Source organism: Sphingobium sp. DEHP117 (assembly GCF_030867385.1).
GTDB lineage: Bacteria > Pseudomonadota > Alphaproteobacteria > Sphingomonadales > Sphingomonadaceae > Sphingobium.
In genome coordinates this window covers 380,572-406,934 of sequence record NZ_JAPFBJ010000001.1, presented here as the reverse complement: position 1 = coordinate 406,934, position 26,363 = coordinate 380,572, and the positions used below count along the sequence as shown (strand labels likewise).

Sequence of the window (26,363 nt, the reverse complement as noted above, 5' to 3'; positions counted from 1 at the left end):
AATTACTGCGATCATGCAAAGCTTCACCGTGTATCACGAAGGCGCGTGTCATGCATTTGTCCGCCCGTTTCGAAAACATTACCGATCTTCAAATGCTCGGTTCGCGCTGGCGCGCGCTGGAAAACGCGGCGCATCCCGCATCCTTTTTCCTGCGCTGGACATGGATGGGAAGCTGGCTTGCGGCCCTTCAGCAAGCAGGCATTCCGCTCCCACAGTTGCTTGTCATCGGTGACGAGATGCGCGACGAGGGGATGGCGCTGGTCGGCGCAGGCGAGAAACGCCGCATGTTCGGCTCCGTGCCGGCACTCTGGCTGAACGAGGCGGGTGACACGGAGGGCGACCGCCCATTCATCGAATATAACGGCATCTTGTGTGCCAAAGACAAGTTGCCGTTCGCGGTTCACGCATTCTGCGAGGCAATGGCGGAGCGGGAGGACTGGCGTATGCTCTATCTTTCCGGTCTCGGTTTCGGATCGCTTTTGACCGAGGTCCCGGGCGTGCGCCGCCGCGTCATCCGCGATGCCTCGCCTGCCTATCATGCAGACCTCAAGGCCGTGCGCGAGGCAGGCGGGGATTATCTCTCATTACTCAGCGCCAACACGCGGGGGCAGATCAAGCGCTCCCTCAAGGACGAGCCCGGTGAGCTGACGATCGATATTGCCAGCGACGAGCGGACGCTCGATCACTGGCTGGACGACATGCGCACCCTCAATACAGGCCGCCATGCCGACAATGCGTGGGACAGCGCGTTCTTTCGCGATTTCGTCAGCCGGCTCACGCGCGCGGGGCTAGCCGACGGTACGGTCGAACTGATGCGTATTGCGAGTGACGGCACGACGATCGGCTATCTCCTCAATTTCGTCTGGGCGGGCCGCGCCATGAACTATCAGTCCGCCTTTGCCGAGCCGGGCACCGCCAAGTCCAAGCCGGGCCTGATGTGCCATGCCACGGCAGTCGCGCATTATGCGGCGCGCGACTTCAAGCTCTATTCCTTCCTCGCGGGCAAGGACCGCTACAAGCACAGCCTGTCCACCGGCGCGGAGGAGCTGAACTGGTGGGCGCTGGAGCGGTTCGATTGGCGGCTTGAGGCCGAAGCGGTGCTGCGGAGGTTGTTCAGGCGTTAGTTGGGCACCGCGGTGCACCGCTTGTCCGAAACGCCGCAGCGCGGCCTGTTTCGGATCAATGCATTCACGCTTCCCAGCCCAGCCGGTTGACGAGGCGGAACAGCGCCCGCCCGATCCATTGTTTCTCCGGCCTGCGCCCGACCTTCACCAGCGGCAAGCCGCGCGCGCGCAGGCGGGCGTTGAGGCTATGCAGCTCTCCCTCGGCCACGCTGCGTTCCGACCGCCATGTGATCGAGAAGCTGACCGAAACGCCCTCACCGTTCTTCACGAAATGCGGCGCCTTCACCGGCATCAGCACCCCCTCGCCCGGCGCGAGGTGAACCGCGCTCACCCGGTCCATGAAGCGGTCCTCCCACACAAGATTGCGATGCCCCCCGCGCGCGAAACTCTCGCTCTGCTGCGGCGGCACGGTCTCCGCGTCATGCGTGGGGAAGACATGCATGGTCTTGTCGGACCGGATCTGGAGCAGGATATTATGCTCCGGGTCCATGTGAAACGGCGTGATGCTGCCCGGCGATGTGATGAAGATAAACGCCTCGCGGTGGAGCATCGGCCCGGTTTGCGCCTCGACCAGGGGGCGCAGATCCTCCAGCGCGGCGTCGAGCAGCGCGGCGTAGGCAGGGTCGCGCTCCACATTCTTGAGCACCGCCCAGCTGCCGTTGCTGTCGATCGTGCGGATGGTTTCGCCGAGCGTCAGGCCATTGGCGGGGGTATCTTCCGGCCGGATGCCAAGCGGCAGGTCGCCACGGTTATATTCCACCCGGTTAGCAGGCATGCGCTCGGCCAGCTGCGCCAGCGCAGTGAGGCTGAGCAGCGGATGCTCGGCGAGCCGGTGATGCAGATGCGTGTGCCTGTCGGGATAGGCTTTCGCGAAGGCCGCCCGCGCCGTTTCGTCAAAGGCGAAGGGTTCTGCCCTTCCCTCGCTTATCGGTTGATGAAGGCTCATGTCCGTCTTCCTTTCACCGCACTGATGCCGTCTTCCACCATGCCGATGCCCGCGAAGGCTGCGCGACGCGCAAGCCCACGCGCGCCTCCACCGCCAAGCGCCACGCGATACTGCACGATGCGCCGCCGCTCCGCCCAAATGCCATCGATCATCGGGTGATTGGGCGCGGCGCAGCTGTCCATCCAGTCGAGATCAGGATCGGAGAGAGCCGCGCGCAGATTGTCTATCTCGATCAATATGCCGGGCGAGAACCGGGCAAATGTCTCATCGAAGGCGATCTTGTAGCTGAACGCGCCGCGCCCCAGCCGGAAGTTGACCAGCATCGCAATCGGCGCGCCGTCGATATCGATGCGCAGCATGTCGAGCAGGCCATCCTGCGCGGCATTGGCGATGGCATCGCGGAAGAAAGCGCGGGTCGCGCGCGCGTTGCCGAGCGCGGTGCCCTCCGCGCCCTTCCAACCCGCGCCTTCCAGCGTGATGAAGTCTTCCGCCCATTGCGATGCGCCGTCTCCCTCGGCGAAGCGGCGGTGCGTCACATGCCCAAGTTCCTCCAGCCGGTTGATGAGCCGCCGGATCTCCTTGCGCTTCTTCGCCCGCACATGGGTTTGCCAGTAAGCGTCAGCATCGAGCGAGGAGCGCAGCAGCGCGCGCTCGTGGCTGGCGATGCGCTTGCAGCCCCGGCCTTGCGCGGCACAGAGGCTTTTCAGCGCGGCAGCCACAGGTCCGTCCGCATCCAGCCCATCAAAATGGAGGAAATGGCCCGCCCAGCCTGCCTGATCGAGCGTGGCCAGTATCGCTGACCATGCCTGCGCCTCTGCCCCGGCCAGCATCAGCGGCGCGCCGAAGAAGCACTGGCCGTGCATCCAGTTCGCGCTATGTTTCACGCGATAGCGCGCATGATGCGCCTTCGTCATAACCGGCATCAGGCCGATCAGTCTCCCGCCTGCATCGCGCGCATCGACCATGCGCACCTGTGCACCCTCGTCGAGATGGCGCAGGGCAGGCACGAGAATTGCCGGATGATAGAAGGGGTTAGGCTCCGCCGCGCACTCGGCCAGTGCGCGCCACTCCTGCGCGCTGGGCGCGGCGGCGACGCATTTTGCAACAGGGGCAGAGGCCATGTCCATGCCTCCCCATAGCCCGAAAATCTTAGGAAATCCTTGGGAGATGCGCGTGAAGTGCGCCGGTCATCTCCCGGTGGCGGCGCGCACCATCTCGCCGATGTCGGTGAACTTTTCGCGCGGATTGCCCGGCAGGGCGCGCGCAATCTCCGCCGTGTCGATGTTCTGCCAATCGCGAAAGGTGACGACATCGACGTTGCGCTCGGCCAGCAGCGCATCCAGCCCTGGCCGCCCGGCCTTGCCCGCACCCTCGCCAATGTCGGCCGCGATCTTGTCGGCGATCATCACGCCGTCCGGCTTGTTCGTACCGATCGTGCCGGTCGGCCCGCGCCGCGCCCAGCCGACACAATAAAGGCCGGGTAATATGCGCCCCTCGTCGCTCGCAAAACGCCCCCGCCCATGTTCATAGGGCACGCCGTCGATCGCGGGCGTCTGATAGCCGATGCAACTCACCACCAGCGACGCCTCGATCGCATAATGCTCGCCGGTGCCGTGGCTGTTGCAGCGGTCGTCCAGCACCGTGCGCTCCACGATCACGCGCTGCACATGCCCCTCGCCCTCGATCGCGACCGGCATCGCAAAGAAATCAAAGTCGATCGTCACCGGTTTCGCCACCGGATTGGCGGCGAACTCGCGCAGCAGGGTGACCGACTTGCGCATGCCCGGCTCCAGCAGCGCGTCGGCGCCCGCTTCGGGAAAGTCCGCAGGGTCGACGCGGGGAGCGGCGCGCTCCAGCTTGCCCAGCTCGCCCAGCTCCTTTGGCGTCATCGCGATCTGATGCGGCCCACGCCGACCGAGCAGCGTGATATGGCGGACATGCGACTGCGCCAGCGCCTCGCGCGCATGGGCGACAATGTCGCTTCCCGCGAACTCGTCCGGTGTCTTGGAGAGGATGCGCGCGACATCGAGCGCGACATTGCCGTTGCCGATCACCACCGCATGGCCGCCATGCAGCGAGGGATTGAGCCGCGCATAATCCGGATGACCATTATACCAGCCCACGAACGCCGCGCTGCCAACCACTCCGGGCAGGTCAGCGCCGGGTATCTCCAGCTTGCGGTCATGCGGAGCGCCGGTCGCGATCACCACCGCGTCATACAGCGATTGCAGCTCGGCGATACTGATATCACGCCCTATCGATACATTACCGACAAAGCGCACCGTGTCAGTGAGCGCGACCGCCTCATACCGCTTGGCCACCGCCTTGATCGATTGGTGGTCGGGCGCGACGCCGGTGCGGATCAGGCCGAAGGGCACCGGCAGCCTGTCGATGATGTCCACGCGCGCGCTATCGCCGAATATATTTCGACACGCTTCGGCGGTATAATAGCCCGCCGGTCCCGAGCCGATGATCGCTATATGCCGCATCCAAGCCCTCCACCTTCTTTGGCGTGATGCTAAAGCGCATTCACGCCACCGCAAGCGGTAATCGCGTGAGGCGGCAACAGGATGTAAAATCCTAGAGTTGCGACGATCCGCACGCGCTATAAACCGGATCGTAAATGTTTCGCGCCATGCATTCGGGCATGTCGATCGCGCGCCGCCCCTCAAGTGACTCAGAGTCAACCGCCAGCAGGCCGGAACTCCTCGCCGCATTAGGGCTGGCTGAGGCGGCGGACGGTGGTGCAGCTCCCTTAACAACCCGGGACCTTCGCGCCATCGCACAGGTCTGGCCGCTGTTCATCGCGGCGCAGCTGTGCGTTATTCTGGGCGCGGTCCGCCCAGCAGCCTTGATCGATTCGGCGAGCATAGGCGTGCTTCTTCCTCTGGGATTGGCACTGCTCTGCAGCCTCAGCCTGTGGCTGTTGCCGGCCCGTGGTCTTCTGCTGCGGCTCAGGCCGACCCAACAGATGGCGATCGTGTGCGCATTGTCGCTCGCTACAGCGTTTTTGACGGCATGGTGGCTGGGAGCGCTTCCCAGAAGTGTGGCCGACGGAGCCTTCACGCCTTTCGTCGGGCAGGTGGCGCTGGCGGTGATTGCGGTCAGCCTGTTCGGTCATGTCCGCGCCCCAGCGCTCGCATATGCCTTGGGGATGGCGCTCGGTACCGTCAGCCTCGGCGCCCCCGGCAGAGACCTGATTTCGGCCCTTATCCTATTGGGCGTGGGCGCATCAACGCTGCTTCATGCCCGGGCGGAACGGCACCGATATCTTTTGGCGCAGGCGAACGAGGTTCGCAGCCAGAGGGCGCAGCGGCTGTTGACCGACTATGAGGAGGCCGGTCGGGGCTGGTTCTGGGAGACCAACCGTGCCGGCGCTCTCACCTACATCTCGCCCACACTCGAACGCTCGCTGGGCGCAGAGCATGGGGCGCTGTTGGGCAAAAAGCTGACCGACCTGCTGAACCTGGGCGCGGTGGACGAGCATGAAGGCAACCGCACGCTCGGCTATCATCTGTCCTCGCGCAGCACCTTCACCGATGTCGCCGTGCGCGCCGCGACCCAGGGCGATGAGCGCTGGTGGGCGCTCTCGGGCCAACCCGTCATCAACGAATATGGCCAGTTCCAGGGCTTTCGCGGCAGCGGTTCAGACCTGACGGAGATGAAGCGCAGCCAGGCCGAAGTCACGCGCCTCGCGCAGTTCGATTCGCTCACCGGTCTCGCCAATCGTGTCCAGATGCAGCGGGCGCTGGAACAGGCCGTCATCGATGCGCGCGGTGGCGTCGGCGAATGCGCGCTGTTCCTGCTCGATCTCGATCGCTTCAAGAACGTCAACGACACGATGGGCCATCCGGCAGGCGACGCGCTGCTGCGCGAAGTCAGTCGCCGCCTGAAGCATGTCGTGGGCGAGCGCGGGATGGTCGGTCGCCTGGGCGGAGACGAGTTCACCCACATTTCCCAAGTAAGGCGCTGATTTCGCTGTCCTGACCATTATATTTCCTATATAAAACATGGTGTTGAAGGCTGCGAGGGGCGCGTTTCATGGATCACCCAGAGGGTGCGGGCTTGCAACGGGCAGATCGGGTGGATTTCGACCCTCGCGTGCGGCTGGAATTTCGCGGCACGCAGCTCAGTTCCGACGGCGGCCTTCTGGTGATGCGCGAGCTTGATGACGCGCTCGGGTTGTCCGATTTGGCGTCAGCGGCGCTGCGCGATACTCGCTCTGGCAAGAACACGGTCCATCGGCTCGACGGCCTGTTCCGGCAATCAGTCTTTGGGCGGCTGGCCGGATACGAGGATGTCAACGACGCCAACCGTCTCGCCTGCGATCCGGTCATGCGCCAAGTTGTCGGCGGCAGAGCGGTCGATGCACAAGCGGCCTCGGCATCGCAGATGGGACGGTTCGAGACCGAGACGCTGGCTCTGGCCGGGAACCGTGCCGCGCTGGCCGACCTGAACGGGCAATGGATCGACCGGTTCCATGACCGTAACGGGCTGAAGTACATCGTTCTGGACATGGACAGCTCGGTCAGCCCGACCCATGGCGACCAGGAAGGGTCCGCCTGGAATGGCCATTTCGACTGTAGCTGCTATCACCCCAACTTTCTGTTCAACCAGTTCGGGATGCTGGAACGCTGCGCCCTGCGCCATGGCAACGTCCACAGCGCCGATGGCTGGCGTGATGTTCTCGACCCCGTCATTGCGCGCTACGCGGAGCGCGACCTTGGTGGCAGGTTCTTCCGGGCCGATGCTGCCTACGCGATCCCGGCGATCTATGAGCGATTGGAAGAAGCGCGGTTCTTCTACGCCATCCGGCTGCCCGCAAACGCGGTCCTCAAGGACAAGATCGCGCATCGGCTAACGCGCCCTGTCGGGCGGCCGTCACTGACCAAGGTCAAGCGGTTCTTCGAGGAATTCGAGTATCAGGCGGCGTCCTGGGACAAGGAACGCCGGGTGATCGCCAAGATCGAATGGCATCCGGGCGAACTGTTCCCGCGTGTCGGCTTCATCGTCACCAACCTGCCGATGGAGCCGGACTGGGTGGTGCGGTTCTACAACCAGCGCGGCACCGCCGAGCAGCACATCAAAGAGGGCAAATACGCCTTTCGCTGGACGCGGCTGTCGTGCCGGAAGTTCCGCGACAATGAGGTGCGGCTGCAACTGCACGCCCTGGCGTACAACCTGGCCACCTTCTTGCGCTGCATCGAGCTGCCCGAGGCCATGGCCGACTGGTCGTTGACCAGCCTGCAACTGAAGCTGATCAAGATCGGGGCACGTGTGGTCCGTCACGCCCGCACCATCACCTTCCAGCTGGCCGAGGTCGCTGTCACCGGCACGATGGTACGCGCCATCCTCGCCGCTATCCGCCGATTGCGAGCGCCACCGCTATGCGCATGATCGCGATCCACGCTCAAACTGAACGAAAGCGGCTGGACAGATCTGTCCGCTGCGCTGAAAAACGCCGCCCCTGGGCAAGGAAACAGCGGCTTCGCGGTCTGATCCGTCCAGATCCAGCAGTCTGCGCGACCGCAGGTGCCGCTTGCGGCAGAAAATCCTTGTCTAGCGCTCGGATACAGGCGATCTTCACCTCAAACGCCACGCCACTTGGGGAATGCAGGGCAAAAGGCATCCGCTTGGGGAATCAAGTGCGCAATTCTAGGTGGGAAGAAGAGAAAGAACCATATCATGGGGGGTAGAGAAACGCTGACGCGCGCTGATCTGGCGGAAAGCCTGAACGGCAGAGTGGGGCTGTCCCGCGCGGAGTCTGCGAGGATTGTCGAGTCCATACTTGACATGATGTGCGAGGCGCTCGCGCGCGGCGAGAACGTCAAGATTTCTGGGTTCGGCACCTTTGTGCTGCGTGACAAGTCTGCGCGGGTCGGCCGTAATCCAAAAACCGGAATAGAGGTGCCGATCACGCCACGCCGGGTGCTGACCTTCCGGCCGAGCCAGATCATGCGCGAGCACGTTGCCAAGGCCTGATATAGGCGGCAGCGCGCGCTGACCGATTGACGAGATCGGCCTGCCCGGTAAAGTGGGGGCATGACCAAGCAATCCGGTGCCTTTCTCACGATCGGCGAACTTTCCGCTGAACTGAATGTTCCGCAGCACGTCTTGCGCTATTGGGAAACGCGCTTTCCGGCGCTGCGCCCACTCCAGCGCGCGGGCAATCGCCGCTATTACCGGCCTCACGACGTCGAGCTGGCCCGGCGCATCCACCGTTCAAGGTCGTGCTGCCCGGTCGGGCCGATCGCGCCAAGCTCGCCGTGCTCGCCGATGCGGTCATCGCCGCGCTCTCTCAGCCTTACGTCATCGAAAATACGCAGGTGGTGATCGGCGCATCCGTCGGCATCGCAATCTGCCCGGATGATGGCACCACCGCCGAAGCGCTGGTGCGCAATGCCGACCTCGCGCTCTATGCCGCCAAGGATGCGGGCCGGGGCGTGCATCGCTTCTATTCATCGGTCATGCATGCCGAGGCGGAGGATCGCCGCAAGCTGGAGGACGATCTGCGCACGGCGCTCGCAGATGACGCGCTCGAACTGGTCTATCAGCCGCTCGTCAGCGCCACGAGCGGCCAGATCGTCGGATTCGAAACACTCTTGCGCTGGAACCACCCTGAACGCGGCCCGGTCTCACCCGCCATTTTCGTACCGATCGCCGAGGATGCCGGGCTCATCAATACGCTGGGCGAATGGGTGCTGCGCACCGCATGCGCCGCTGCGGCGGACTGGCCGGGCACAACGCGCATCGCAGTCAACGTCTCGCCGCTCCAGTTTTCCAACCCGGCCCTGCCAGGCATCGTTATGAACGCGCTTGCGTCATCGGGCCTCGCCCCGCATCGGCTGGAGCTGGAGATCACCGAAAGCTGCTTCATCAACGAAGGCGAAAAGACCGATCGGATGTTCGCGCAGCTCAAATCTCTGGGCGTGCGCCTCGCGCTAGACGATTTCGGCACCGGCTACTCCTCGCTGGGCTATCTGAAGAAGGCGCCGTTCGACAAGATCAAGATCGACCAGAGCTTCGTGCGCGGCGCGGCGACGGCAGGAAACCGCAATGCCGCGATCATCACGTCTATCGTCAGCCTCGCCAACGCGCTCGGCATGGACACCACGGCCGAGGGCGTGGAAACGCATGACGAGCTGGAATTGGTGCGCTCGCTCGGCGTGTCGCAGATACAGGGCTTCATCTATGGCAAGGGCAGCGCGCGCGAGGAAGTGAACCTGCGCTTTGCCCAGGACGGGATGGAGGCGCGCGCCTCCGGCTTCAAATCGAGCCGCCCGCCGCGCCAGTCGATGCTGCGCTCGGTCGCGATCCATCATCTGGGGCAACGCTATATCGGCCGCGTGCGCAACATCTCCGCCGGCGGCGCGATGATCGAAGGTCTGTGGAACGTTCCGCCCGAAACGCACTTCCAGATCGACCTTGCCGAAGGTCTCTCGATCGAGGCGGTTGCCCGCTGGTCGGTCGACGACCGCATGGGCGTCCAGTTCGCGCAGGCCATAGACGTGCGTCAGGTGCAAGCCGGCGCGCCGGTGCGTCTCGCAGGCTAACTGCGCATAGCAAAACGCCCGGCGGATAAGGCCGGGCGTCTCCATTCACATATAAACCGCGGTTACTTCGCCTTGGGCGCGGCTGCCGAGGCGTTTTCCGGCAGGCCGCCCATCTGGGTCACCAGCTTGGTATAGCTGTCGAGATAGGCAAGCACGATCACTTGGCCGATGTCGGTGTTCTGATAGCCGCCGCCACCCGCTGCGGCCAGACCACCCATCCAGCCCAGGCCGCCACCGCCACCGAAGCTCAGGTCGGACTTGCGGAAATAACCCTGGCTCATGATCTCTTCTTCGGTGGTGCGCGCGTTTACCAGCGAGAGCGTGACGTTCGCCTCCTTCTTCTTGATCGAGATGCCGCCGAGCAGCGCGCCGCCCAGACGTCCGCCGAGCATGCCGCCGAGCATGCCGCCAAAGCTGTTGCCGCCGCTATTGTTGTTGGTCGTCACGATATCGGGCTGGAGGAAATAATCGGCCGCTTTGACCTGACCCTTGCCGAGGTTCGATCCGGCCTGAAGCTCGCCCGCATCCGCCATCGCCCGCTCCATGTTGCGGTTCATCATCGAGCGCCCACGATTGACGAGGGTGAAGCAGCCGGATTGCTGCACGAACAACTTGATGATTGCTTCGGGGCTTCCGAGGCTCAGCTCGCGCCACCACTGGGTATCCGGCTCAACAATGGCGACCGTGCCCAGCTTCTTGGTGCAGCGGGGAATTTCCATCTGCTTCTTTTCCTGGGCCTGATGCCCGGACGATCCCTTGTCCGCCGCCATTACCGGCGCGGATACCAACCCCAATACCGAAAGCGCGCCAACCAGCGCCTTGACCTTACGCATCATGCCATCCCTTCACACAAAAACTGTTTGAATTGTGCTATCCCTGCGGACCCTTTGCGGCGGTGATGTCTATCACAAGGCGGCCAAATCTCAAGCTTGTTCACCATGATGCCGCAGGGCGTGACAGCATGGCCCGCCCCTGCTATTCGCGCGCTCCATGACTGACCTTTCCCATATCCGCAATTTCAGCATCATCGCGCATATCGACCACGGCAAGTCCACGCTTGCGGACCGATTGATTCAGCGCTGCGGCGGCCTGACCGAGCGCGAAATGACCGCGCAGGTGCTCGATAACATGGATATCGAGAAAGAGCGCGGCATCACCATCAAGGCGCAGACCGTGCGGCTGGATTATACCGCGCGCAACGGCGAGACCTATGAGTTGAACCTCATGGACACGCCCGGCCATGTCGACTTCGCCTATGAAGTCTCGCGCAGCCTCGCCGCGTGCGAGGGCGCGCTGCTGGTAGTGGACGCGGCGCAGGGCGTGGAGGCGCAGACGCTCGCCAACGTCTATCAGTCGATCGAGCATGATCATGAGATCGTGCCCGTCATCAACAAGATAGACCTGCCCGCCGCCGAACCGGAGAAGGTGAAGGACGAAATCGAGGAAGTCATCGGCCTCGATGCGTCCGAGGCGGTGCTGGCCAGCGCGAAGTCCGGCATCGGCATCGACGAGATCCTCGAAGCCATCGTCGCCAAGATCCCCGCACCCAAGGGTGATCGCGATGCGCCCCTGGAGGCGATGCTCGTCGACAGCTGGTATGACCCCTATCTCGGCGTTGTCATCCTCGTGCGCGTCGTCAACGGCGTGCTGAAAAAGGGCCAGCAGATCAAGTTCATGATCGGCGGCACCGAGCATCTGGTCGATCGCGTCGGTTGCATGCGGCCCAAGATCGAGCAGCTGCCGGAAATAGCGGCGGGCGAGATCGGCTTCATCACCGCGCAGATCAAGGAAATCGCGCAGACCCGCGTGGGTGACACGATCACCACGGTCAAGAACGGCGCGGCCAAGCCCCTCCCCGGCTTCAAGGAAGTGCAGCCGGTGGTGTTCTGCGGCCTGTTCCCGGTCGATGCCAACGATTTCGAAAAGCTGCGTGACAGCATCCAGAAGCTGCGCCTCAACGATGCTTCGTTCAGCTTCGAGATGGAAACGTCGGCCGCGCTGGGCTTTGGCTTCCGCTGCGGCTTCCTCGGCCTGCTGCATCTGGAAATCATCCAGGAGCGCCTGAGCCGCGAATACGATCTAGACCTCATCACCACCGCGCCGTCCGTGGTCTATGACATCCACATGCAGAAAGGCGAAATCCTCCAGCTGCACAACCCCGCCGACATGCCGGACCCGAACCACATCGACTTCATCGAGGAGCCGTGGATCGAGGCGACGATCTATGTGCCGGACGAATATTTGGGCAGCCTGCTAAAGCTCTGCCAGGATCGGCGCGGCATCCAGAAGAACCTCACATATGTCGGTGGCCGGGCGCAGATCACCTATGAGCTGCCCTTGAACGAGGTCGTGTTCGACTTCTACGACCGCCTGAAATCCATCTCGCGCGGCTATGCCAGCTTCGACTATCACCAGATCGGCACGCGCGAGGGTGACCTTGTGAAGATGCAGATCCTCGTCAACAACGAGCCGGTCGACGCGCTCAGCATGATAGTCCATCGCGGCGCGGCGGAAGCGCGCGGGCGGCACATGTGCGAGCGCCTCAAGGATCTCATCCCCCGCCACCTGTTCAAGATCCCCATCCAGGCGGCAATCGGCGGCAAGGTGATCGCGCGCGAGACGATTGCGGCCCTGCGCAAGGACGTGACCGCCAAATGCTATGGCGGCGACATCACCCGCAAGAAAAAGCTGCTGGAAAAGCAGAAAGAGGGCAAGAAGCGGATGCGCGAATATGGCTCGGTCCAGATCCCGCAGGAGGCTTTCATCGCCGCATTGCGGATGGGAGACGAGGGCTGAGCCGGGAGATCGCTCCCTTTCACGCTATCGCGATCAGCCGCAGGGCGCATGAGCTGAAGGCGCAGGGCCGCTCGATCATCCACATGGAGTTCGGGCAACCCTCGACCGGTGCACCAGCTGCCGCCATCGCCGCAGCGCACCGCGTGCTCGATCAGGACCCGATGGGCTATTGGGAGAGCCAGCCGCTCAAAGACCGGATCGCGCGCTACTATGCAGAGCGTCACCGCTGCACGGTCGACCCGGAGCGCATCTTCCTCACCAACGGCGCCTCGCCCGCGCTGGTGCTGGCCATCACGACCCGGTTCGAGCCGGGCGCGCGCATCGCCTTCGCCCGGCCCGGCTATGTCGCCTATCGCAACGTCACGCGCGGGCTCTACATGGAGCCGGTGGAGGTGGACTGCGGCGCAGACACCCATTTCCAGCTTTCCGCCGCCGCGCTTGCCGCGCTCGACCCCGCGCCCGATGGCGTGATCCTCTCCAGCCCCGCCAACCCCACCGGCTCGGTAATCCCCACCGACGAACTGGCGGCGATCATGCGCCTCTGCCGCGAGCGGAACATCACGGTGATCTCGGACGAGATTTATCACGGCCTGAGCTATGTCGGCCCGCTCACCAGCGCGCTCGAGGAGGACGACACAGCTTTCATCATCAACAGCTTCTCCAAATATTACAGCATGGCGGGCTGGCGGCTCGGCTGGCTAATCGTGCCGGAGGAATATACCGCGAAGACCCGCGCATTGATGGGCAACCTGTTCCTCACGCCGCCCTCGCTCGCGCAACATGCCGGGCTGGTGGCGTTCGACTGCAGAGAAGAACTGGAGGATCATGTCGAAGCCTATCGCACCAACCGACAGCTGATGCTCGACGCGCTGCCGCATCTGGGCCTGGAGCGCATCGCGCCGCCCGATGGCGCCTTCTATATCTACGCGGATGTCCGGCACCTGACGGATGACAGCCTCGCCTTTTGCGCTCAGCTGCTGGAGGACACCGGCGTCGCTACCGCACCGGGCATCGATTTCGACCCCGTGAACGGGCGCGGCTTTGTGCGTTTCAGCTTCGCGGTCTCTACTGCCGAGGTGCGGGACGCTATTGCGCGCATGACACCCTGGTTCGCCGCGCGGCGGTGATTTTCGACTCGCGCTATCCCGAGTCGCAACTGTCCTTCGCCATTATGCTTTACGGAAAATAGGTCCGATCCGACCTCTTGTACTCGACTCGTCGCACGATTCACCCGACCCGACCCGACTCCGCGCCCCGGATTCGATTCGTCGCACGTCCTTTGGTACCCGCACCGCTCTACCTGTGGGGCAGCAAGCGGACGGGACCACCTTGAACAGTATCGGCATGAGCCACCTTCGGGACACGCGAAAGTGGCTGAGCAGGATCTTTGCGGACAAGGAAGTTTTCTTCCGCAGCGGAGGCGAAGTTCGCTTCTTCCGCATCAGCCGCACCGTCCAGATCACCATAGTTTCGCTCGTGGTCGCCGTGGCACTGCTCTGGCTCGCCGCCAGCGCGGCCATGCTGTTCAACCAGGCGCGCGTCGCGGGCGCACAGGCGGCGATGGACGCCAAGGCGAAGGCTGTGGCTGCGGAGGCCCGCCGCGTCAACTTCTTCAAGCGCTCCGTCAACGATATCGCGGCCGATCTTGACCGGCGCCAGAATGCTCTGGACGACATGGTGCGCAGCCAGTTCGGCCCCGTCGCCAATCCCGCAGACGTGGTCGGCCCGCAGGAAGAGCCTGCCGCCGCCAACAAGCCCGGTGCAAAAAAGCTGAGCGACGCGTCTGCCGCGCCTGCCAATCCTGCCGCCGCCGTTGGCAAGCTGCGCGCGATTGAAAATCGGCAGACCCAGTTCGCCCGCCGTCTCGCCATGCTGATCGATCAGCGCGCCGCCAAGGCGGAAGCCGCGATCCGCAGTTTCGGCCTCAACCCGGCACAGATTGCCAACGGCGCCCGCACCGGCCGTGGTGGTCCCTTCGTGCCCTGGGCGGACGACAGCGCCAACGACGACGCCGCGCTCGCAACGCTCAGCCGTTCGTTCGACCGCCTCAATGCGCTGGAGCAGGGCCTCGCCGCCATCCCCTCGGGCCGCCCCACCGCCAGCCCCGTGCTGACCAGCTCCTATGGCTATCGGCGGGATCCGTTCAACGGCCACGCAGCTTTCCATGCGGGGGTCGATTTCCCCGGCAGCTATGGCCAGCCGATACTCGCCGCCGCGAATGGCCGCGTCGTCTATGTCGGCGGGCGGCCGGGATATGGCAATGTGGTGGAAATCGACCATGGCCACGGCATTCTCACCCGCTATGCGCACCTCTCACGCTTCGGCGTCCGTCCCGGCGCTCAGGTCGCGCGCGGCGATGCGATAGCCCGCATGGGGTCCACCGGCCGCTCGACCGGCACTCATCTGCACTTCGAAGTCCGCGTCAACGGCAACCCCATCAACCCCACCCGCTTTCTGGAGGTTCGACAAGATGTTCTCCAAGTCCAGCAAATCGCCAAGCAACGCATCGGCCACGTCCGCTCCGTCACAGCCAAGAGCCGCAATGTCGGGTAAGGCCACCTTTTCGATCCTGGGGGCCGACGTAGCGGTAAAAGGCGACATCCGCGCCGGGGCAGACCTGCATATCGACGGCCAGGTAGAGGGAGACATCGCCTGCGCTTCGCTCGTGCAGGGGGCAGAGAGCCGCATCAAGGGCAGTATCACCGCCCTGTCCGCGCGGCTTGCCGGGCATATCGAGGGCGCGATCACAGTGGGCGAGCTTGTGATCGAGGCGAGCGCGCGGATAGCGGGCGACGTCACCTATGAAAGCATCACCGTCGCGCCGGGCAGCCAGGTGGACGGCCGCTTCACGCATCGCAGGGGCGCAGGCTCCGCAGCGACTGCTCCCGTGGCCACCGAGCTGAAACTCGTCAGCGGCGAGGGCACACAAGCGGCTGGCAGCGCCACCGCCTGACCATCTTCGAGCAATGAGGCAGCCTTACCGGGCTGCTGGCATATCAGCAGCCACAGCTACCGTTCGCGCACCCGACGCCAGCGCAGCCTCATGCGCGCGCGCCTCGGCGTTGCTCGCCTCCCACAGGAAATAGACGGTGCCGATCGCCAGGATCAGCAGCAACATGACGAGCATCACTGCTCCCCCACTCCCGTTATTCTCCGGTTCCTGCTCCCAGATAACCTTGCGTCTCGGTTCGTTAACGTAAGTACGGAACTCAGCCATGCGGTCCTCCTCACACATGAGTCCCGGCATCAACTGGAATATTGGAAACTCGTTCCCGCGTTTGCGACAAATGGTTAATTTAATCATAACCTCGCGCATCAGCGGCACCCTCACCCGCCTCCACCGGATCCGGCCCGAAGCGGTTCGGCCCCCGCGTGCCGCCCATCACCATCAGCACGAACAGCCAGATCCAGCCCACAACCGGCAGGAACGCGAGCAGCAACCACCAGGCAGACCGATCGGTGTCGTGCAGCCGCCGTACTGCCACGGCGATTGAAGGAATGAAGGTGCCGAGCGCGAACAGGCCGAACAGTGGCCCTCCTTCGTGATGCGCGCCGGCTGCCATGTTCCACCCACTGCGATAGGCCCATTCGCGCGTATTGCCGAGGCCGAGTATAGTTTCCACGATGCTGATCGCTATCATGCACAGAAACAGGAACAGCGCATACATCCAATATTCCTTGGGCCGCGCCCGGCCGGAAAACTGGGCATAGCGTTTAAGGGGCAGGGTCATCCAGTTCATAGGCGTCCTCCTGTCATGCGCCGTTACCGCATCGGCGCGGCCCGACGATAAGCTAAAGCCTCGGCAATGTGGAGTCGGCTCACCTCCGCCGCGCCGCCAAGATCCGCAATGGTGCGCGCCACCCGCAACACCCGCGTATAGCCGCGTGCGGAAAGCCGCATCGCAGTCGCCGCCTGCTCCAGCAGAGCCCGCCCTTCGCTGTCCGGCGCGGCATGGGCCTCCAACACCTCGCCATCGGCCTCTGCATTGGTGCGGATGCCGTGATCCTGATAACGCTGGGTCTGCACCGCCCGCGCCCGCGCCACCCGCGCCGCGACCTCGGCCGATCCCTCGGCGGGCGGCGGCAGGGTGAGGTCCGCCGCGCTCACCGCCGCGACATCGACATGCAGGTCGATCCTGTCGAGCAGCGGGCCGGAGAGCCTGCCCTGATAGTCCGCCGCACAGCGCGGCGCGCGCGAACAGGCTTGGCTGGCATCCGCCAGATGACCGCAACGGCACGGGTTCATCGCGGCCACCAGCTGAACCCGCGCAGGGAAAGTGACATGGCTGTTCGCTCGCGCGATCGTCACCGTGCCGGTCTCCAGCGGCTGGCGCAGGCTATCGAGCACCGCACGCTGAAACTCCGGCAACTCGTCGAGGAACAACACACCCAGATGCGCGAGGCTGACCTCGCCCGGCCGCGCCTTCAGCCCGCCGCCGACCAGCGCCGCCATCGACGCACTGTGATGCGGCGCGCGAAACGGTCGGGCGCGTGTCATCCGCCCGCCTTCCAGAGTCCCCGCGACACTCGCGACCATCGAAACTTCCAGCGCCTCGGCGGGCGTCAGCTCAGGCAATATCCCGGGCATGCATGCCGCCATCAGGGATTTGCCCGCGCCCGGCGGGCCGCTCATCAGCAGGTTATGCCCGCCCGCCGCCGCAATCTCCAGCGCGCGCTTGGCGCTTTCCTGCCCCTTCACCTGTCGCAGGTCCGGGCCGGATGCGCGCGCCTCTACTGCTCCCGGCTCCGGCGAGCGCAGCACGCCCTGCCCTTTCAGGTGATTGATCAGCCCCAGCAGGTTCGGCGCGGCGATCACCTCGACATTGCCTGCCCACGCGGCCTCCGCCCCCTGCGCCTCCGGGCAGATCAGCCCCATATCCAGCCCGCCCGCATGCAGCGCGGCGAGCAGCACTCCGGGCGAAGGCGCGATCCGCCCATCCAGCCCCAGCTCACCCACCACGACATAATGCGAGAGCGCCTCGGCATCGATCACGCCCATCGCCCCCAGCACGGCCAGTGCAATTGGCAGATCGTAATGCGATCCTTCCTTGGGCAGGTCCGCCGGCGATAGGTTGACCGTGATGCGCTTGGGCGGCAGCGCAAGGCCAATGGCCGCAATCGCGTTGCGCACCCGCTCCTTGCTCTCGGACACCGCCTTGTCCGCAAGCCCGACGACGATGAGGTTGGGCAGCCCGGCGACCATCTGGCACTGCACCTCGACCGCGCGCGCCTCCAGCCCCAGATAGGCGACCGTCGATACCGTGGCGATCACGCCGCTTGTGCCCCCTTTGCCCCGCCCTGTGCCTCTTTTGTTCTTATCGCGAGGGTGGCGAGCGGAGTCGAGAGTTATTTTAACCGCGGTGCTCGATTACCGCTCGTTCAGATAATAACGATCCGTGGCATTAAGCGCCTCGTCGAGCTGATAGACGATCGGCTGGCCGGTCGGAATTTCAAGGCTGGTGATCTCGTCGTCCGGGATATTGGAGAGGTGCTTCACCAGCGCGCGCAGCGAATTGCCGTGAGCGGAGATGACCACGCGCTTGCCGCTTTTAAGCTCCGGCGCGATCCTGCCCTCCCAATAGGGCAGCACGCGGGCAATCGTGTCCTTGAGGCTCTCGGTCGCGGGGATGGCGATGCCCGCATAGCGGCGGTCCTTGCTGAGATCAAACTCGCTACCAGCATCGAGCGGCGGGGGCGGAATATCAAAGCTGCGGCGCCAGATGTGAACCTGTTCGTCGCCATGCTTGGCGGCGGTCTCCGCCTTGTTCAGCCCGGTCAGGCCGCCATAATGGCGCTCGTTCAGATGCCAGTCCTTCTCAACCGGCAGCCACAGGCGGCCCATCTCTTCCAGCGCCAGGTTGAGCGTCTTGATCGCCCGCGTCTGCACGCTCGTGAAGCAGCAGTCGAAATCCAGCCCCTTGTCGCGCATGAGCCTCCCCGCCGCGCGCGCTTCCTCCGCGCCCTTCTCGGTCACATCCACGTCCCACCAGCCGGTGAAGCGGTTTTCGAGGTTCCAGGCGGACTGGCCGTGGCGGATGAGGACGAGGGTGGGCATGAGGACGGGCGCTCCGGGCTAGGGAAGGATGGGCGCCTCCATAGCGCGAAAATCGGGACATGCAACTTGCGCCACCGCGAGCATTATGGAAAACCCCGCGCCATATAGGAACAGTGTCAGGAGATTCGGTGATGGCAATCCAGCAGAAAACCCTCCTTCATGGCGGCCCCGGCGGCCCGTTTGAATCGATGGCGGTCTATGATCCAGACGCGGGCAGCCAGCCCGGCCTGCTGCTCTTCCCCAATTTCATGGGCACAAAGGAGTGGGACTTCGACAAGGCAGAGGTCTTGGCGATGCTGGGCTACAAGGTGCTGGTGGTCGACTATTATGGCCAGGGCAAGCGCGCCACGGACATGGAATCTGCCGGACAACTGATGCAGGAACTGGTTGCTGACCGTGCGGTCATGCGCGACCGGCTGCTAGGTGCGCTGGAAGAGCTGAAAAAATTGCCGGGCGTGGATGCGAACAGGCTGGGCGCGATCGGCTTTTGCCTCGGCGGCAAATGCGTGCTCGATCTCGCGCGCGCTGGCGCGGACATCAAGGGCGGCGTGGTCTTCCACGGCGTCTATGACGCGCCGCCCTTCCCCAATGCGGCGATCACCGCGAAGCTGCTGGTGTGCCACGGCTGGAACGACCCGCTCTGCCCGCCTGAAGCGATGAACGCTCTCGCCAGGGAACTGACCGACGGGGGCGTCGACTGGCAGCTGATCGCCTATGGCCACACCGGCCATGCCTTCACCGCCGACAATATGCCAATGGACGACGCCAAGACATTCGGCTTCCAGCCCGACACCAATCGGCGCAGCTGGCAGGCCATGAAGGATTTCTTCTCGGAAATCCTTTAAATGAAGGCGCAGGATTTCTTCTCGGAAATCCTGTAAGGAATCAGGACTTCTTCTCGGAAGTGTTTTGATTCGGAACCTCGTTCCTGCCGTCATCCCGGACTTGGCCTTGCCCGGAAAAGCATTCAGCTTTTCGCGGCAAGGCTTGATCCGGGATCCCGCTTTTTTCCGGTACAGCGGGTTCGTGCCGGCCAAGCCTTGACGGGGGGATGCTGTGCGGCTAATCCGCCGCCCGCATCCTCGGGCGCCTACCGCCCGGCCTGAATCCAGCCCGCGTGCCGAGTCCTGTCGAAGGGCGCGCCGGGTGCTCCCCGGCAGGGTGGAGACCTATATCCAATGGCCAACGTAACCGTGATCGGCGCCCAGTGGGGCGATGAGGGCAAAGGCAAGATCGTCGACTGGCTGGCCGAGCGGGCAAGCTGTGTCGTGCGCTTTCAGGGCGGGCATAATGCCGGGCATACGCTCGTCATTGGCGACAAGACCTACAAGCTCGCCCTGCTTCCCAGCGGCGTTGTGCGCGGCACGCTCTCGGTCATCGGCAACGGCGTGGTGTTCGATCCCTGGCACTTCCGCGACGAGGTGACCAAGATCGCGCAGCAGGGCGTCTCGATCACTCCGCAAGTGCTGCATGTGGCGGAGACGGCCCCGCTCATTCTCCCCATCCACCGGGACCTTGACGGCATGCGCGAGGATGCGTCCGGCGCGGGCAAGATCGGCACCACCCGGCGCGGCATCGGCCCTGCTTACGAGGACAAGGTTGGCCGCCGCGCCATCCGCATCTGCGATCTTGCGCATCTCGACGCGCTGGAGCCGCAGATTGAGCGCCTCTGCGCCCATCATGACGCGCTGCGCGCCGGGTTCGGCCAGCCGCCTGTCGACCGCGCCCGCCTGCTGGCGGATCTGAAGGACATCGCCCCCTTCGTGCTGCCCTATGCCAAACCGGTGTGGGTGACACTCAACGAAGCGCGCAAGCGCGGCGACCGCATATTGTTCGAAGGCGCGCAGGGCGTGCTGCTGGATGTCGACCATGGCACCTACCCGTTCGTCACCAGCTCCAACACCGTGGCGGGCACCGCCAGCTCCGGTACCGGGCTCGGCCCCAAGGGCGCGGGCTTCGTGCTCGGCATCGTCAAGGCATATACCACGCGCGTCGGCTCCGGTCCCTTCCCGACCGAGCAGGATAACGAGATCGGCCAGACGCTTGGGCTTCGCGGCCACGAGTTCGGCACCAACACCGGGCGCCAGCGCCGCTGCGGCTGGTTCGATGCCGTGCTGGTGCGCCAGTCGGCGGCCGTATCGGGCATTACCGGCATCGCCCTCACCAAGCTCGACATTCTCGACGGGTTCGAGGAAATCCGGATCTGCACCGGCTACATGCTGGATGGCAAACGCTTCGATTATCTGCCGCCCCACCCGCAGGATCAGGCGAGGGTCGAACCGATCTACGAGAGCATGCCTGGCTGGCAGGAAACGACGGCGGGCGCGCGCAGCTGGGCTGACCTCCCCGCGCAGGCGATCAAATATATCAAGCGGGTGGAGGAGCTCATCGAGTGCCCGGTGGCGCTGGTGTCCACATCCCCGCAGCGGGACGACACCATCCTGGTGACCGATCCCTTCGCGGACTGAGCTATCTGAAGAAGAAGATATACAACAGGATGATCACGGGGATCGGCACCCCGAGCAGCCAAAGCAAACAGCCTCTTCCCATGTTCATCTCCTGCGCGGGTCAGATCATAAGCGCTGGCGGCACAGGATAGTTCCACAATGGAAAAGGCCCGGCGCTCTTGCGAGCGTCCGGGCCTTCCTCCCCTCCTGTTATTCCTTTTTTGGGAAGCGGCGGCTTTATGGTTTAGTCGTAGTCGCCACCGAGGTTCTGGTTGCGCGGCGGAGCTGCCGCAGTGAGGCGCAGCGCCTCTGCCGACTGGGCGATGTTGCCGATTTCATCCGGCATGTCATCGTCGTCGATGCGGACCTTCTGAAGATCGCCCACCAGCGCATCATGCAGATCCTGCGGCAGCACGGTTTCTTCGGCGATCTCGCGCAGCGCCACGACAGGGTTCTTGTCGCGGTCACGATCCACGGTCAGCTCGGCTCCGCCAGAAATTTCGCGCGCGCGCTGGGCGGCGAGCAGGACGAGATCAAAGCGATTGGGAACCTTGTCGACGCAATCTTCGACAGTAACGCGGGCCATCGGGCCTCCTGAACGAATGAGATGAGCGCGCGCCCTAGCAACCGCGTGACATTGAGTCAATATTTGCCTGCATCGCACGGGCGGAACCCACCGTGCACCTCGCGCATTCTGACGCTCGGAATGAATTATCTGGATCAGTCGAGCCTCAGCGCGCACAGTGCGGACATGGATAACGCATCCGCCGCCACCCCATGCGTCGATCCCGAGACGCGGCCGTTCCGCATAGATCATGCTGTGGGCGAGAACAGGCTGCATGTGCGCGGCGATGGTCCGGGCTGCCTCGAAATGCTGATCGAACTGATCGACAGCGCCCGCTCCCGGCTGCGCCTTCATTATTACATGTTTGCCTCAGACGAGAGCGGCCGGCGTGTGTTGGCGGCGGCGATCCGCGCGGCGCGCCGCGGTGTAAACGTAACCCTGATGGTCGACCGCTTCGGCAGTATCGAGACAAACCGGCACTTTTTTGAGCCGCTCGAACGCGCAGGGGGCAAGATCGGCTGGTTCGGCGCGAGCTGGTCGACCAAGATGCTGATCCGCAATCATCAGAAGATGGCGATCGCTGATGAAGACCGCGCCATCATCGGCGGTTTCAACGTGCAGGACGGCTATTTCGGCGAGCGTGAAGGCGATTGCTGGCACGATCTGGGCCTTCGCATCCAGGGTCCGGAGGTGGCCACGCTGATCCGCTGGTACGATGTGCTGTGGCACTGGGTCTCCGGCACGCGCCAGCGATTCCGGCATCTGCGCGCGATGGTTATGGCCTGGCGTGACGCGAGAGGCCAGTTTCGCTGGTTGATCGGCGGGCCGACCTATCGGCTCAGCCCGTGGGCGCGCACGGTGCGCGCCGATCTGGAGCATGCCCGCCGCGTAGATACCGTCGCTGCCTATTTCACCCCCGGAAACAGCATGTTGGCGCGGCTTAAACGTGTGGCACGGCGCGGCGCGGTGCGCCTTGTTCTGGCCTCAAAGTCAGACAACACCACCACTATCGCTGCCGCCCGCCTGCTTTATGGCCCGCTGCTTCGCGCCGGCACCCAGATATACGAATATCAGCCCTGCCGCCTGCACATGAAGCTTCTGGTCATCGACGATGCCGTCTATATCGGCTCCGCGAACTTCGACATGCGCAGCCTGTTCCTGAATCTGGAGCTGATGCTCCGCATTCAGGACGCCGCGTTCGCAGACCGGATGCGCGGCTTTATCGACACATGTGCAGATGACAGTGAGGCTATCACACCCGCTGTCCACCGGGCGCGCCGCTCGCCGTTGCGGCTGCTGAAGGGCTGGCTAAGCTACTTTCTTGTGGGAGTTCTTGATTACAAGATCACCCGCCGCCTCAACCTGCCTGGCTGATCCGGGCGCGGGCGCGACGTTCGCCTGCGCGATCACGCAGGGCGGCACGTTCTTCCACACCCGCCCAAGCTCTATCTGGGGGAACCAGGGCTCAAGGAAACGGGCGAACTGGCTCGAATATTGATAGACCAGCAACGAGCCACCGGGCTTGAGCGCCCGCGAGGCCGCCTCTGCAATCAGCTCCGCCACGCCCGACGGAAGCGTGGAGAAAGGCAGGCCAGAGAGGATATGATCCGCTCGCATCCCTCCCCGCTTGGTCCCGACTATCTCCTCGACATCCGCAGCGGAGCCATGCACCACCTCCAGCCGCGAATCGACGATTGAATGCCGGAGGTGCGCCACGAAAGCGGGATTGGTATCGATCGCCACCAGACGCGCATCAGGCCGCATGCGAGCCAGGATGGGCCGGGTGAACGTTCCCAGCCCCGGCCCATATTCCACGAACAGACGCGTTTCGTCCCAATCCACCCTTGAGAGCAACGCATCCACCACCCGTGGCGAAGTAGGGATTACGGAGCCGATCATCTTGGGATGTCGCAGAAACTGGGTGAGGAATATGAGCTTTTCGGAGAGGTTGTGCATGGTGCGAGGGCAAACCTGTAGCAATGAGTGCGGACATCCGGCCCGCGCATAGCTGAAAACTCTAGCGCGCGACAGCGCTGCGATAAACGCCCAATTTCCCCATCGCGTTCCCCGGCACCACCGGAACAAAAAAAGGGCCAGCCGAAGCTGACCCTGGAAAGTTTTAGGAGAGGATGCCTGAAAGGCAGGTTCTTTGTGCATCCGCAGCAAAATTTTTGCAAGTGCGAAATGTGATGCCCCCGGTTGCAAAATATGCAACCGACAATCCATGAAGTTTGATGGCTAACGGGGATCTTAAGTTGTCGAAGACAGACATTTCGGGCATGTTCGCTGGGGAAGATTTGAAACAATAACGAGGAAAAATGCGGCGACTGCCCCCTTTGACGGCCCTTGAGGCCTTTATTCAGGTTGCGAGACTTGGTTCGGTCAAAGCTGCGGCAGAGGAACTGGCGCTGTCCACACCGGCGCTAAGCCGCAGAATTCAAAGCCTTGAGCGCTATGTCGGCCGCCCCCTGTTCGATCGCAAGCACCAGGCGCTCGAGATCAACGCAGACGGCACTGCGCTGCTTAACGAAATTGCCCCCGCGCTCGATTCCATTGCAGTATCCGTGGACAAGCTGATCAGCGGCGGGAACCAACTTCGGCTCAGGCTTGCGGTCTTGCCGCTTTTTGCATCGCAGCGACTCTTGCCGATTTTGGGCGAATTGCGGCAGGCATTTCCACAATTGCACATCGATATCGAGACAACGCCGCTTGCCATTACGCGGCTGGGCGAAGGGATAGACGCAGCGATCATACTCAGTCGCGATCCCGACCCCACGCTCCATGTGCACGATCTCGGCCGCGAGTCGGCTTTTCTGGTGGGCGGGCGCGATCATTTGCGGGCGCATCCCGTAAACCGGCCAGAGGATCTCGCCAGCCATACGCTGCTGATCCACAGGGACATGCCGACTCTCTTCGACGAATGGAAACAGGCGATGGGGGTGCCGCAGCTCGAACCCGCGAGTATCGACACGTTCGACTCAGGGCCGCTGATGCTCGAAGCCGCAGCGCAGGGGCTGGGGATTGCCGCCATGCTGGCCAGCCATTTCACTCACTCTCACGACGAACGCATTGAAAAGGTTCTAAATTTTGAGATTGAGAGTAGTTATCGCTACTATTTCGTCTGCCGCCCCAAGGCGCTTCAGAACCGCGCAGTCAAGATTTTCCATGACTGGCTGGTGAATCACGACGTGTGAAAAATCGCGGAAAATCGCGTAATTCCAGGTCGAATTAACCAAAAATTTGCCCTCTGCTGCTTAGATAAACGCGCGAACGCGAACCAGAATATAGATGGGCAATGAGATGAACGCACAGACGGGTTTGACCACGCGCATCGCGCGCTGGGCAAAGGGCAAGTCCTCTGAGGAGGGCGGCGCTCCCCTGGCACCTGACAATACCGCGCGTGAGGCGACCCGCAACGGCTCCAGCCGTGAGGTCGATCGCCGCCGCGACCTTTACAACGATATCGGCTCCTTCCTGTTTGCGCATGACCTAGATCTCACGGTCGTCAACTTTGGCCTTGCCCTCGATTATCTCACCGGCAACGATCACCAGATCGAAAAGGCGGTGCGCGCAATCCTTTCCGAAAAGGGCCAGCTCACCAATGGCGTGGTTGAGCAGATCGTCGCCGAGCGACATGCCGGAGAGATGACCGCCGAAGGTCTCAGCACCATGCTGTCGACAGTCGAGGAAGACCTTACCCGCTTCACCAAGCTGGCCAACGAGTCCCAGGCATCCGCTACCGACTATGGCGAGGCTCTCGAAGCGAAAGTCAAGGACATGGGCGGCGAGACCTCGCCCGAAAAGGTCGTGTCCGCGCTCATCGGCCTCACCCGCTCGATGGTCGAGAAGTCGCGCCAGATCGAGGCGGAGATGCGCGAGAGCCAGAAGAAGACCCGCGCCCTGCAACAGAATCTGGAGCAGGCGCGCAAGGCCGCCGAGCAGGATCACCTCACCGGCCTACCCAACCGCCGCGCGTTCGAGGCGCGCCTTAAGGAAGAAGTGACGCTGGCGCAGGCCAGCGGGGAAGCGCTCTCGGTCGCCTTCTGCGACATCGATCACTTCAAGAAGATCAACGACACCCACGGCCACGACACCGGCGACCGGGTGCTGAAGTTCGTCGGCTCGCTGCTCGCCAAGATTTCGGGCGAGAAGTGCCATGTCGCGCGCCACGGCGGCGAGGAGTTCGTGATGGTGTTCCGTGGCAAGACCGCCGCAGAAGCCTGCGAGATTGTGGATCAGACCCGCGCAGACCTTGCCTCGCGCAATCTGGTTGATCGCAACTCGGGCGAGCGCATGAACCAGGTCAGCTTCTCGGGCGGCGTGGCGGATGCCTTCGCCTATCCCGATCCGCGCGATGCCCTCAAAGCCGCCGACCAGGCGCTTTACCTCGCCAAGGAGCATGGCCGCAACCGCGTCTATATGGCCAAGGGCTCGGTCGCCGTCGACTGACGCTCGTCCGCCGGTCGGTCAACAGCATCATAGTCGCGCTTGCCCATCGCGGGGCAGATGTGGCAGGAGCTTGAGGCATGACCGACGCTCTTGACCGCCTTGAGGAAACCATCCGCGCCCGCCGCATGGCCGATCCGGAGTCGAGCTATGTTGCGAAGCTGACAGCGAGGGGCCGCGCCAAGATCGCGCAGAAGCTGGGCGAGGAAGCGGTCGAGACCGTCATCGCCGCCATGGCGGATGACCGCGCCGAGGTGGTCAAGGAAGGCGCGGACCTCGTCTTCCACCTTGCCGTGCTGCTCGCCGACATGGGCCTCTCGCTCGATGATATCCGCGCGGAGCTTGAGCGGCGCGAGGGGCTTTCCGGCCTCGCCGAAAAAGCGGCACGATCCGGGAGCTGATCCGCACCGGCCCGCTCCTCCACCCGACCG

General features: G+C 63.6%; 24 protein-coding genes and 2 pseudogenes. 16 read left to right on the top strand and 10 right to left on the bottom strand.

All coding sequences use genetic code 11. The annotated features are described in order from the left end of the window. The first annotated feature begins 50 nt into the window (after positions 1-50). A complete protein-coding gene (locus OOT33_RS02005; protein WP_307748304.1) occupies positions 51-1,124 on the top strand; it encodes a GNAT family N-acetyltransferase in 1,074 nt (357 codons plus the stop codon). 64 nt (positions 1,125-1,188) lie between these two features. Here the strand turns inward: OOT33_RS02005 and OOT33_RS02000 are convergent, their stop codons facing one another. The 3 genes from OOT33_RS02000 to OOT33_RS01990 all read right to left on the bottom strand — a co-directional run bounded on the left by OOT33_RS02000 (position 1,189) and on the right by OOT33_RS01990 (position 4,559). Beyond that, complete coding sequence (locus tag OOT33_RS02000) at positions 1,189-2,070, bottom strand: cupin-like domain-containing protein (RefSeq protein ID WP_307748303.1); 882 nt, start codon at positions 2,068-2,070, stop codon at positions 1,189-1,191. Beyond that, a complete protein-coding gene (locus OOT33_RS01995) occupies positions 2,067-3,191 on the bottom strand; it encodes a GNAT family N-acetyltransferase (protein ID WP_307748302.1) in 1,125 nt (374 codons plus the stop codon). The genes OOT33_RS02000 and OOT33_RS01995 overlap by 4 nt, the downstream gene beginning before the upstream one ends. Positions 3,192-3,257: 66 nt before the next feature. Continuing rightward, positions 3,258-4,559 (bottom strand): FAD-dependent oxidoreductase, encoded by a 1,302-nt coding sequence (locus tag OOT33_RS01990; RefSeq protein WP_307748301.1) that lies wholly within the window; start codon positions 4,557-4,559, stop codon positions 3,258-3,260. A gap of 134 nt (positions 4,560-4,693) precedes the next feature. Here OOT33_RS01990 and OOT33_RS01985 point away from each other — a divergent pair, with 134 nt between their 5' ends. From OOT33_RS01985 to OOT33_RS01965, 5 genes and pseudogenes are all read left to right on the top strand, one after another. Next, positions 4,694-6,043 (top strand): diguanylate cyclase domain-containing protein, encoded by a 1,350-nt coding sequence (locus OOT33_RS01985; protein ID WP_307748300.1) that lies wholly within the window; start codon positions 4,694-4,696, stop codon positions 6,041-6,043. 68 nt (positions 6,044-6,111) lie between these two features. Beyond that, the gene (locus OOT33_RS01980; RefSeq protein ID WP_006473457.1) at positions 6,112-7,467 is read left to right on the top strand and encodes an IS1380-like element IS1247 family transposase; all 1,356 of its coding nucleotides are present in this window, start codon (positions 6,112-6,114) and stop codon (positions 7,465-7,467) included. Positions 7,468-7,755: 288 nt separating this feature from the next. Next, positions 7,756-8,052: an integration host factor subunit alpha gene (locus OOT33_RS01975; protein WP_307747996.1), complete on the top strand. Its 297-nt coding sequence runs from the start codon at positions 7,756-7,758 to the stop codon at positions 8,050-8,052. Between the two features lie 60 nt (positions 8,053-8,112). Next, positions 8,113-8,289: pseudogene (locus tag OOT33_RS17845) on the top strand (MerR family transcriptional regulator); the annotation flags it as partial. Positions 8,290-8,291: 2 nt separating this feature from the next. Then, positions 8,292-9,623, top strand: a pseudogene (locus tag OOT33_RS01965) (EAL domain-containing protein); the annotation flags it as partial. 62 nt (positions 9,624-9,685) lie between these two features. Here OOT33_RS01965 and OOT33_RS01960 read toward each other — a convergent pair. Beyond that, positions 9,686-10,456, bottom strand: a complete 771-nt coding sequence (locus tag OOT33_RS01960; RefSeq protein WP_373690478.1) for a penicillin-binding protein activator LpoB — start codon at positions 10,454-10,456, stop codon at positions 9,686-9,688. Positions 10,457-10,613: 157 nt separating this feature from the next. Here OOT33_RS01960 and lepA point away from each other — a divergent pair, with 157 nt between their 5' ends. The 4 genes from lepA (at position 10,614) to OOT33_RS01940 (ending at position 15,372) form a co-directional block, all read left to right on the top strand. After that, positions 10,614-12,419 (top strand): translation elongation factor 4, encoded by a 1,806-nt coding sequence (gene lepA, locus OOT33_RS01955; protein ID WP_307748297.1) that lies wholly within the window; start codon positions 10,614-10,616, stop codon positions 12,417-12,419. Next, entirely contained in the window at positions 12,416-13,546 is a 1,131-nt protein-coding gene (locus OOT33_RS01950) for an aminotransferase class I/II-fold pyridoxal phosphate-dependent enzyme (protein WP_307749269.1), read from the top strand. Before lepA ends, OOT33_RS01950 begins: the two co-directional genes overlap by 4 nt. A gap of 217 nt (positions 13,547-13,763) precedes the next feature. Continuing rightward, positions 13,764-14,972 (top strand): peptidoglycan DD-metalloendopeptidase family protein, encoded by a 1,209-nt coding sequence (locus OOT33_RS01945; RefSeq protein WP_307748296.1) that lies wholly within the window; start codon positions 13,764-13,766, stop codon positions 14,970-14,972. Next, a complete protein-coding gene (locus OOT33_RS01940) occupies positions 14,962-15,372 on the top strand; it encodes a polymer-forming cytoskeletal protein (protein WP_307748295.1) in 411 nt (136 codons plus the stop codon). The genes OOT33_RS01945 and OOT33_RS01940 overlap by 11 nt, the downstream gene beginning before the upstream one ends. 24 nt (positions 15,373-15,396) lie before the next feature. On the opposite strand, the gene OOT33_RS01935 is transcribed toward OOT33_RS01940, so the two are convergent. From OOT33_RS01935 to gpmA, 4 genes are all read right to left on the bottom strand, one after another. Beyond that, positions 15,397-15,636 carry a hypothetical protein gene (locus tag OOT33_RS01935; protein ID WP_307748294.1) on the bottom strand — a complete coding sequence of 80 codons (240 nt, stop codon included), beginning with the start codon at positions 15,634-15,636 and terminating at the stop codon, positions 15,397-15,399. A 79-nt stretch (positions 15,637-15,715) separates the two neighbouring features. Beyond that, complete coding sequence (locus tag OOT33_RS01930) at positions 15,716-16,159, bottom strand: DUF805 domain-containing protein (protein ID WP_307748293.1); 444 nt, start codon at positions 16,157-16,159, stop codon at positions 15,716-15,718. 23 nt (positions 16,160-16,182) lie between these two features. Then, positions 16,183-17,691, bottom strand: a complete 1,509-nt coding sequence (locus OOT33_RS01925) for a YifB family Mg chelatase-like AAA ATPase (protein WP_307748292.1) — start codon at positions 17,689-17,691, stop codon at positions 16,183-16,185. A 96-nt stretch (positions 17,692-17,787) separates the two neighbouring features. After that, entirely contained in the window at positions 17,788-18,474 is a 687-nt protein-coding gene (gene gpmA / locus OOT33_RS01920; RefSeq protein WP_307748291.1) for a 2,3-diphosphoglycerate-dependent phosphoglycerate mutase, read from the bottom strand. Between the two features lie 131 nt (positions 18,475-18,605). Between gpmA and OOT33_RS01915 the strand changes: the two genes are divergently transcribed. Then, on the top strand, positions 18,606-19,319 hold the full coding sequence (locus OOT33_RS01915) for a dienelactone hydrolase family protein (protein ID WP_307748290.1): 714 nt from the start codon (positions 18,606-18,608) through the stop codon (positions 19,317-19,319). A gap of 333 nt (positions 19,320-19,652) precedes the next feature. Further along, entirely contained in the window at positions 19,653-20,942 is a 1,290-nt protein-coding gene (locus OOT33_RS01910; protein ID WP_307748289.1) for an adenylosuccinate synthase, read from the top strand. Positions 20,943-21,165: 223 nt separating this feature from the next. On the opposite strand, the gene rpoZ is transcribed toward OOT33_RS01910, so the two are convergent. Continuing rightward, positions 21,166-21,507, bottom strand: a complete 342-nt coding sequence (gene rpoZ / locus OOT33_RS01905) for a DNA-directed RNA polymerase subunit omega (protein ID WP_307748288.1) — start codon at positions 21,505-21,507, stop codon at positions 21,166-21,168. 129 nt (positions 21,508-21,636) lie between these two features. On the opposite strand from rpoZ, the gene OOT33_RS01900 reads away from it, so the two are divergent. Continuing rightward, positions 21,637-22,860, top strand: a complete 1,224-nt coding sequence (locus OOT33_RS01900; RefSeq protein WP_373690514.1) for a phosphatidylserine/phosphatidylglycerophosphate/cardiolipin synthase family protein — start codon at positions 21,637-21,639, stop codon at positions 22,858-22,860. On the opposite strand, the gene OOT33_RS01895 is transcribed toward OOT33_RS01900, so the two are convergent. Next, complete coding sequence (locus tag OOT33_RS01895; RefSeq protein ID WP_307748286.1) at positions 22,795-23,442, bottom strand: methyltransferase domain-containing protein; 648 nt, start codon at positions 23,440-23,442, stop codon at positions 22,795-22,797. The genes OOT33_RS01900 and OOT33_RS01895 overlap by 66 nt on opposite strands. A gap of 362 nt (positions 23,443-23,804) precedes the next feature. Here OOT33_RS01895 and OOT33_RS01890 point away from each other — a divergent pair, with 362 nt between their 5' ends. From OOT33_RS01890 to OOT33_RS01880, 3 genes are all read left to right on the top strand, one after another. Beyond that, positions 23,805-24,680, top strand: a complete 876-nt coding sequence (locus OOT33_RS01890) for a LysR substrate-binding domain-containing protein (protein WP_307748285.1) — start codon at positions 23,805-23,807, stop codon at positions 24,678-24,680. A 106-nt stretch (positions 24,681-24,786) separates the two neighbouring features. Next, entirely contained in the window at positions 24,787-25,935 is a 1,149-nt protein-coding gene (locus OOT33_RS01885) for a diguanylate cyclase (protein ID WP_307748284.1), read from the top strand. Positions 25,936-26,012: 77 nt separating this feature from the next. Continuing rightward, on the top strand, positions 26,013-26,333 hold the full coding sequence (locus OOT33_RS01880; RefSeq protein ID WP_307748283.1) for a phosphoribosyl-ATP diphosphatase: 321 nt from the start codon (positions 26,013-26,015) through the stop codon (positions 26,331-26,333). Positions 26,334-26,363 lie beyond the last annotated feature (30 nt).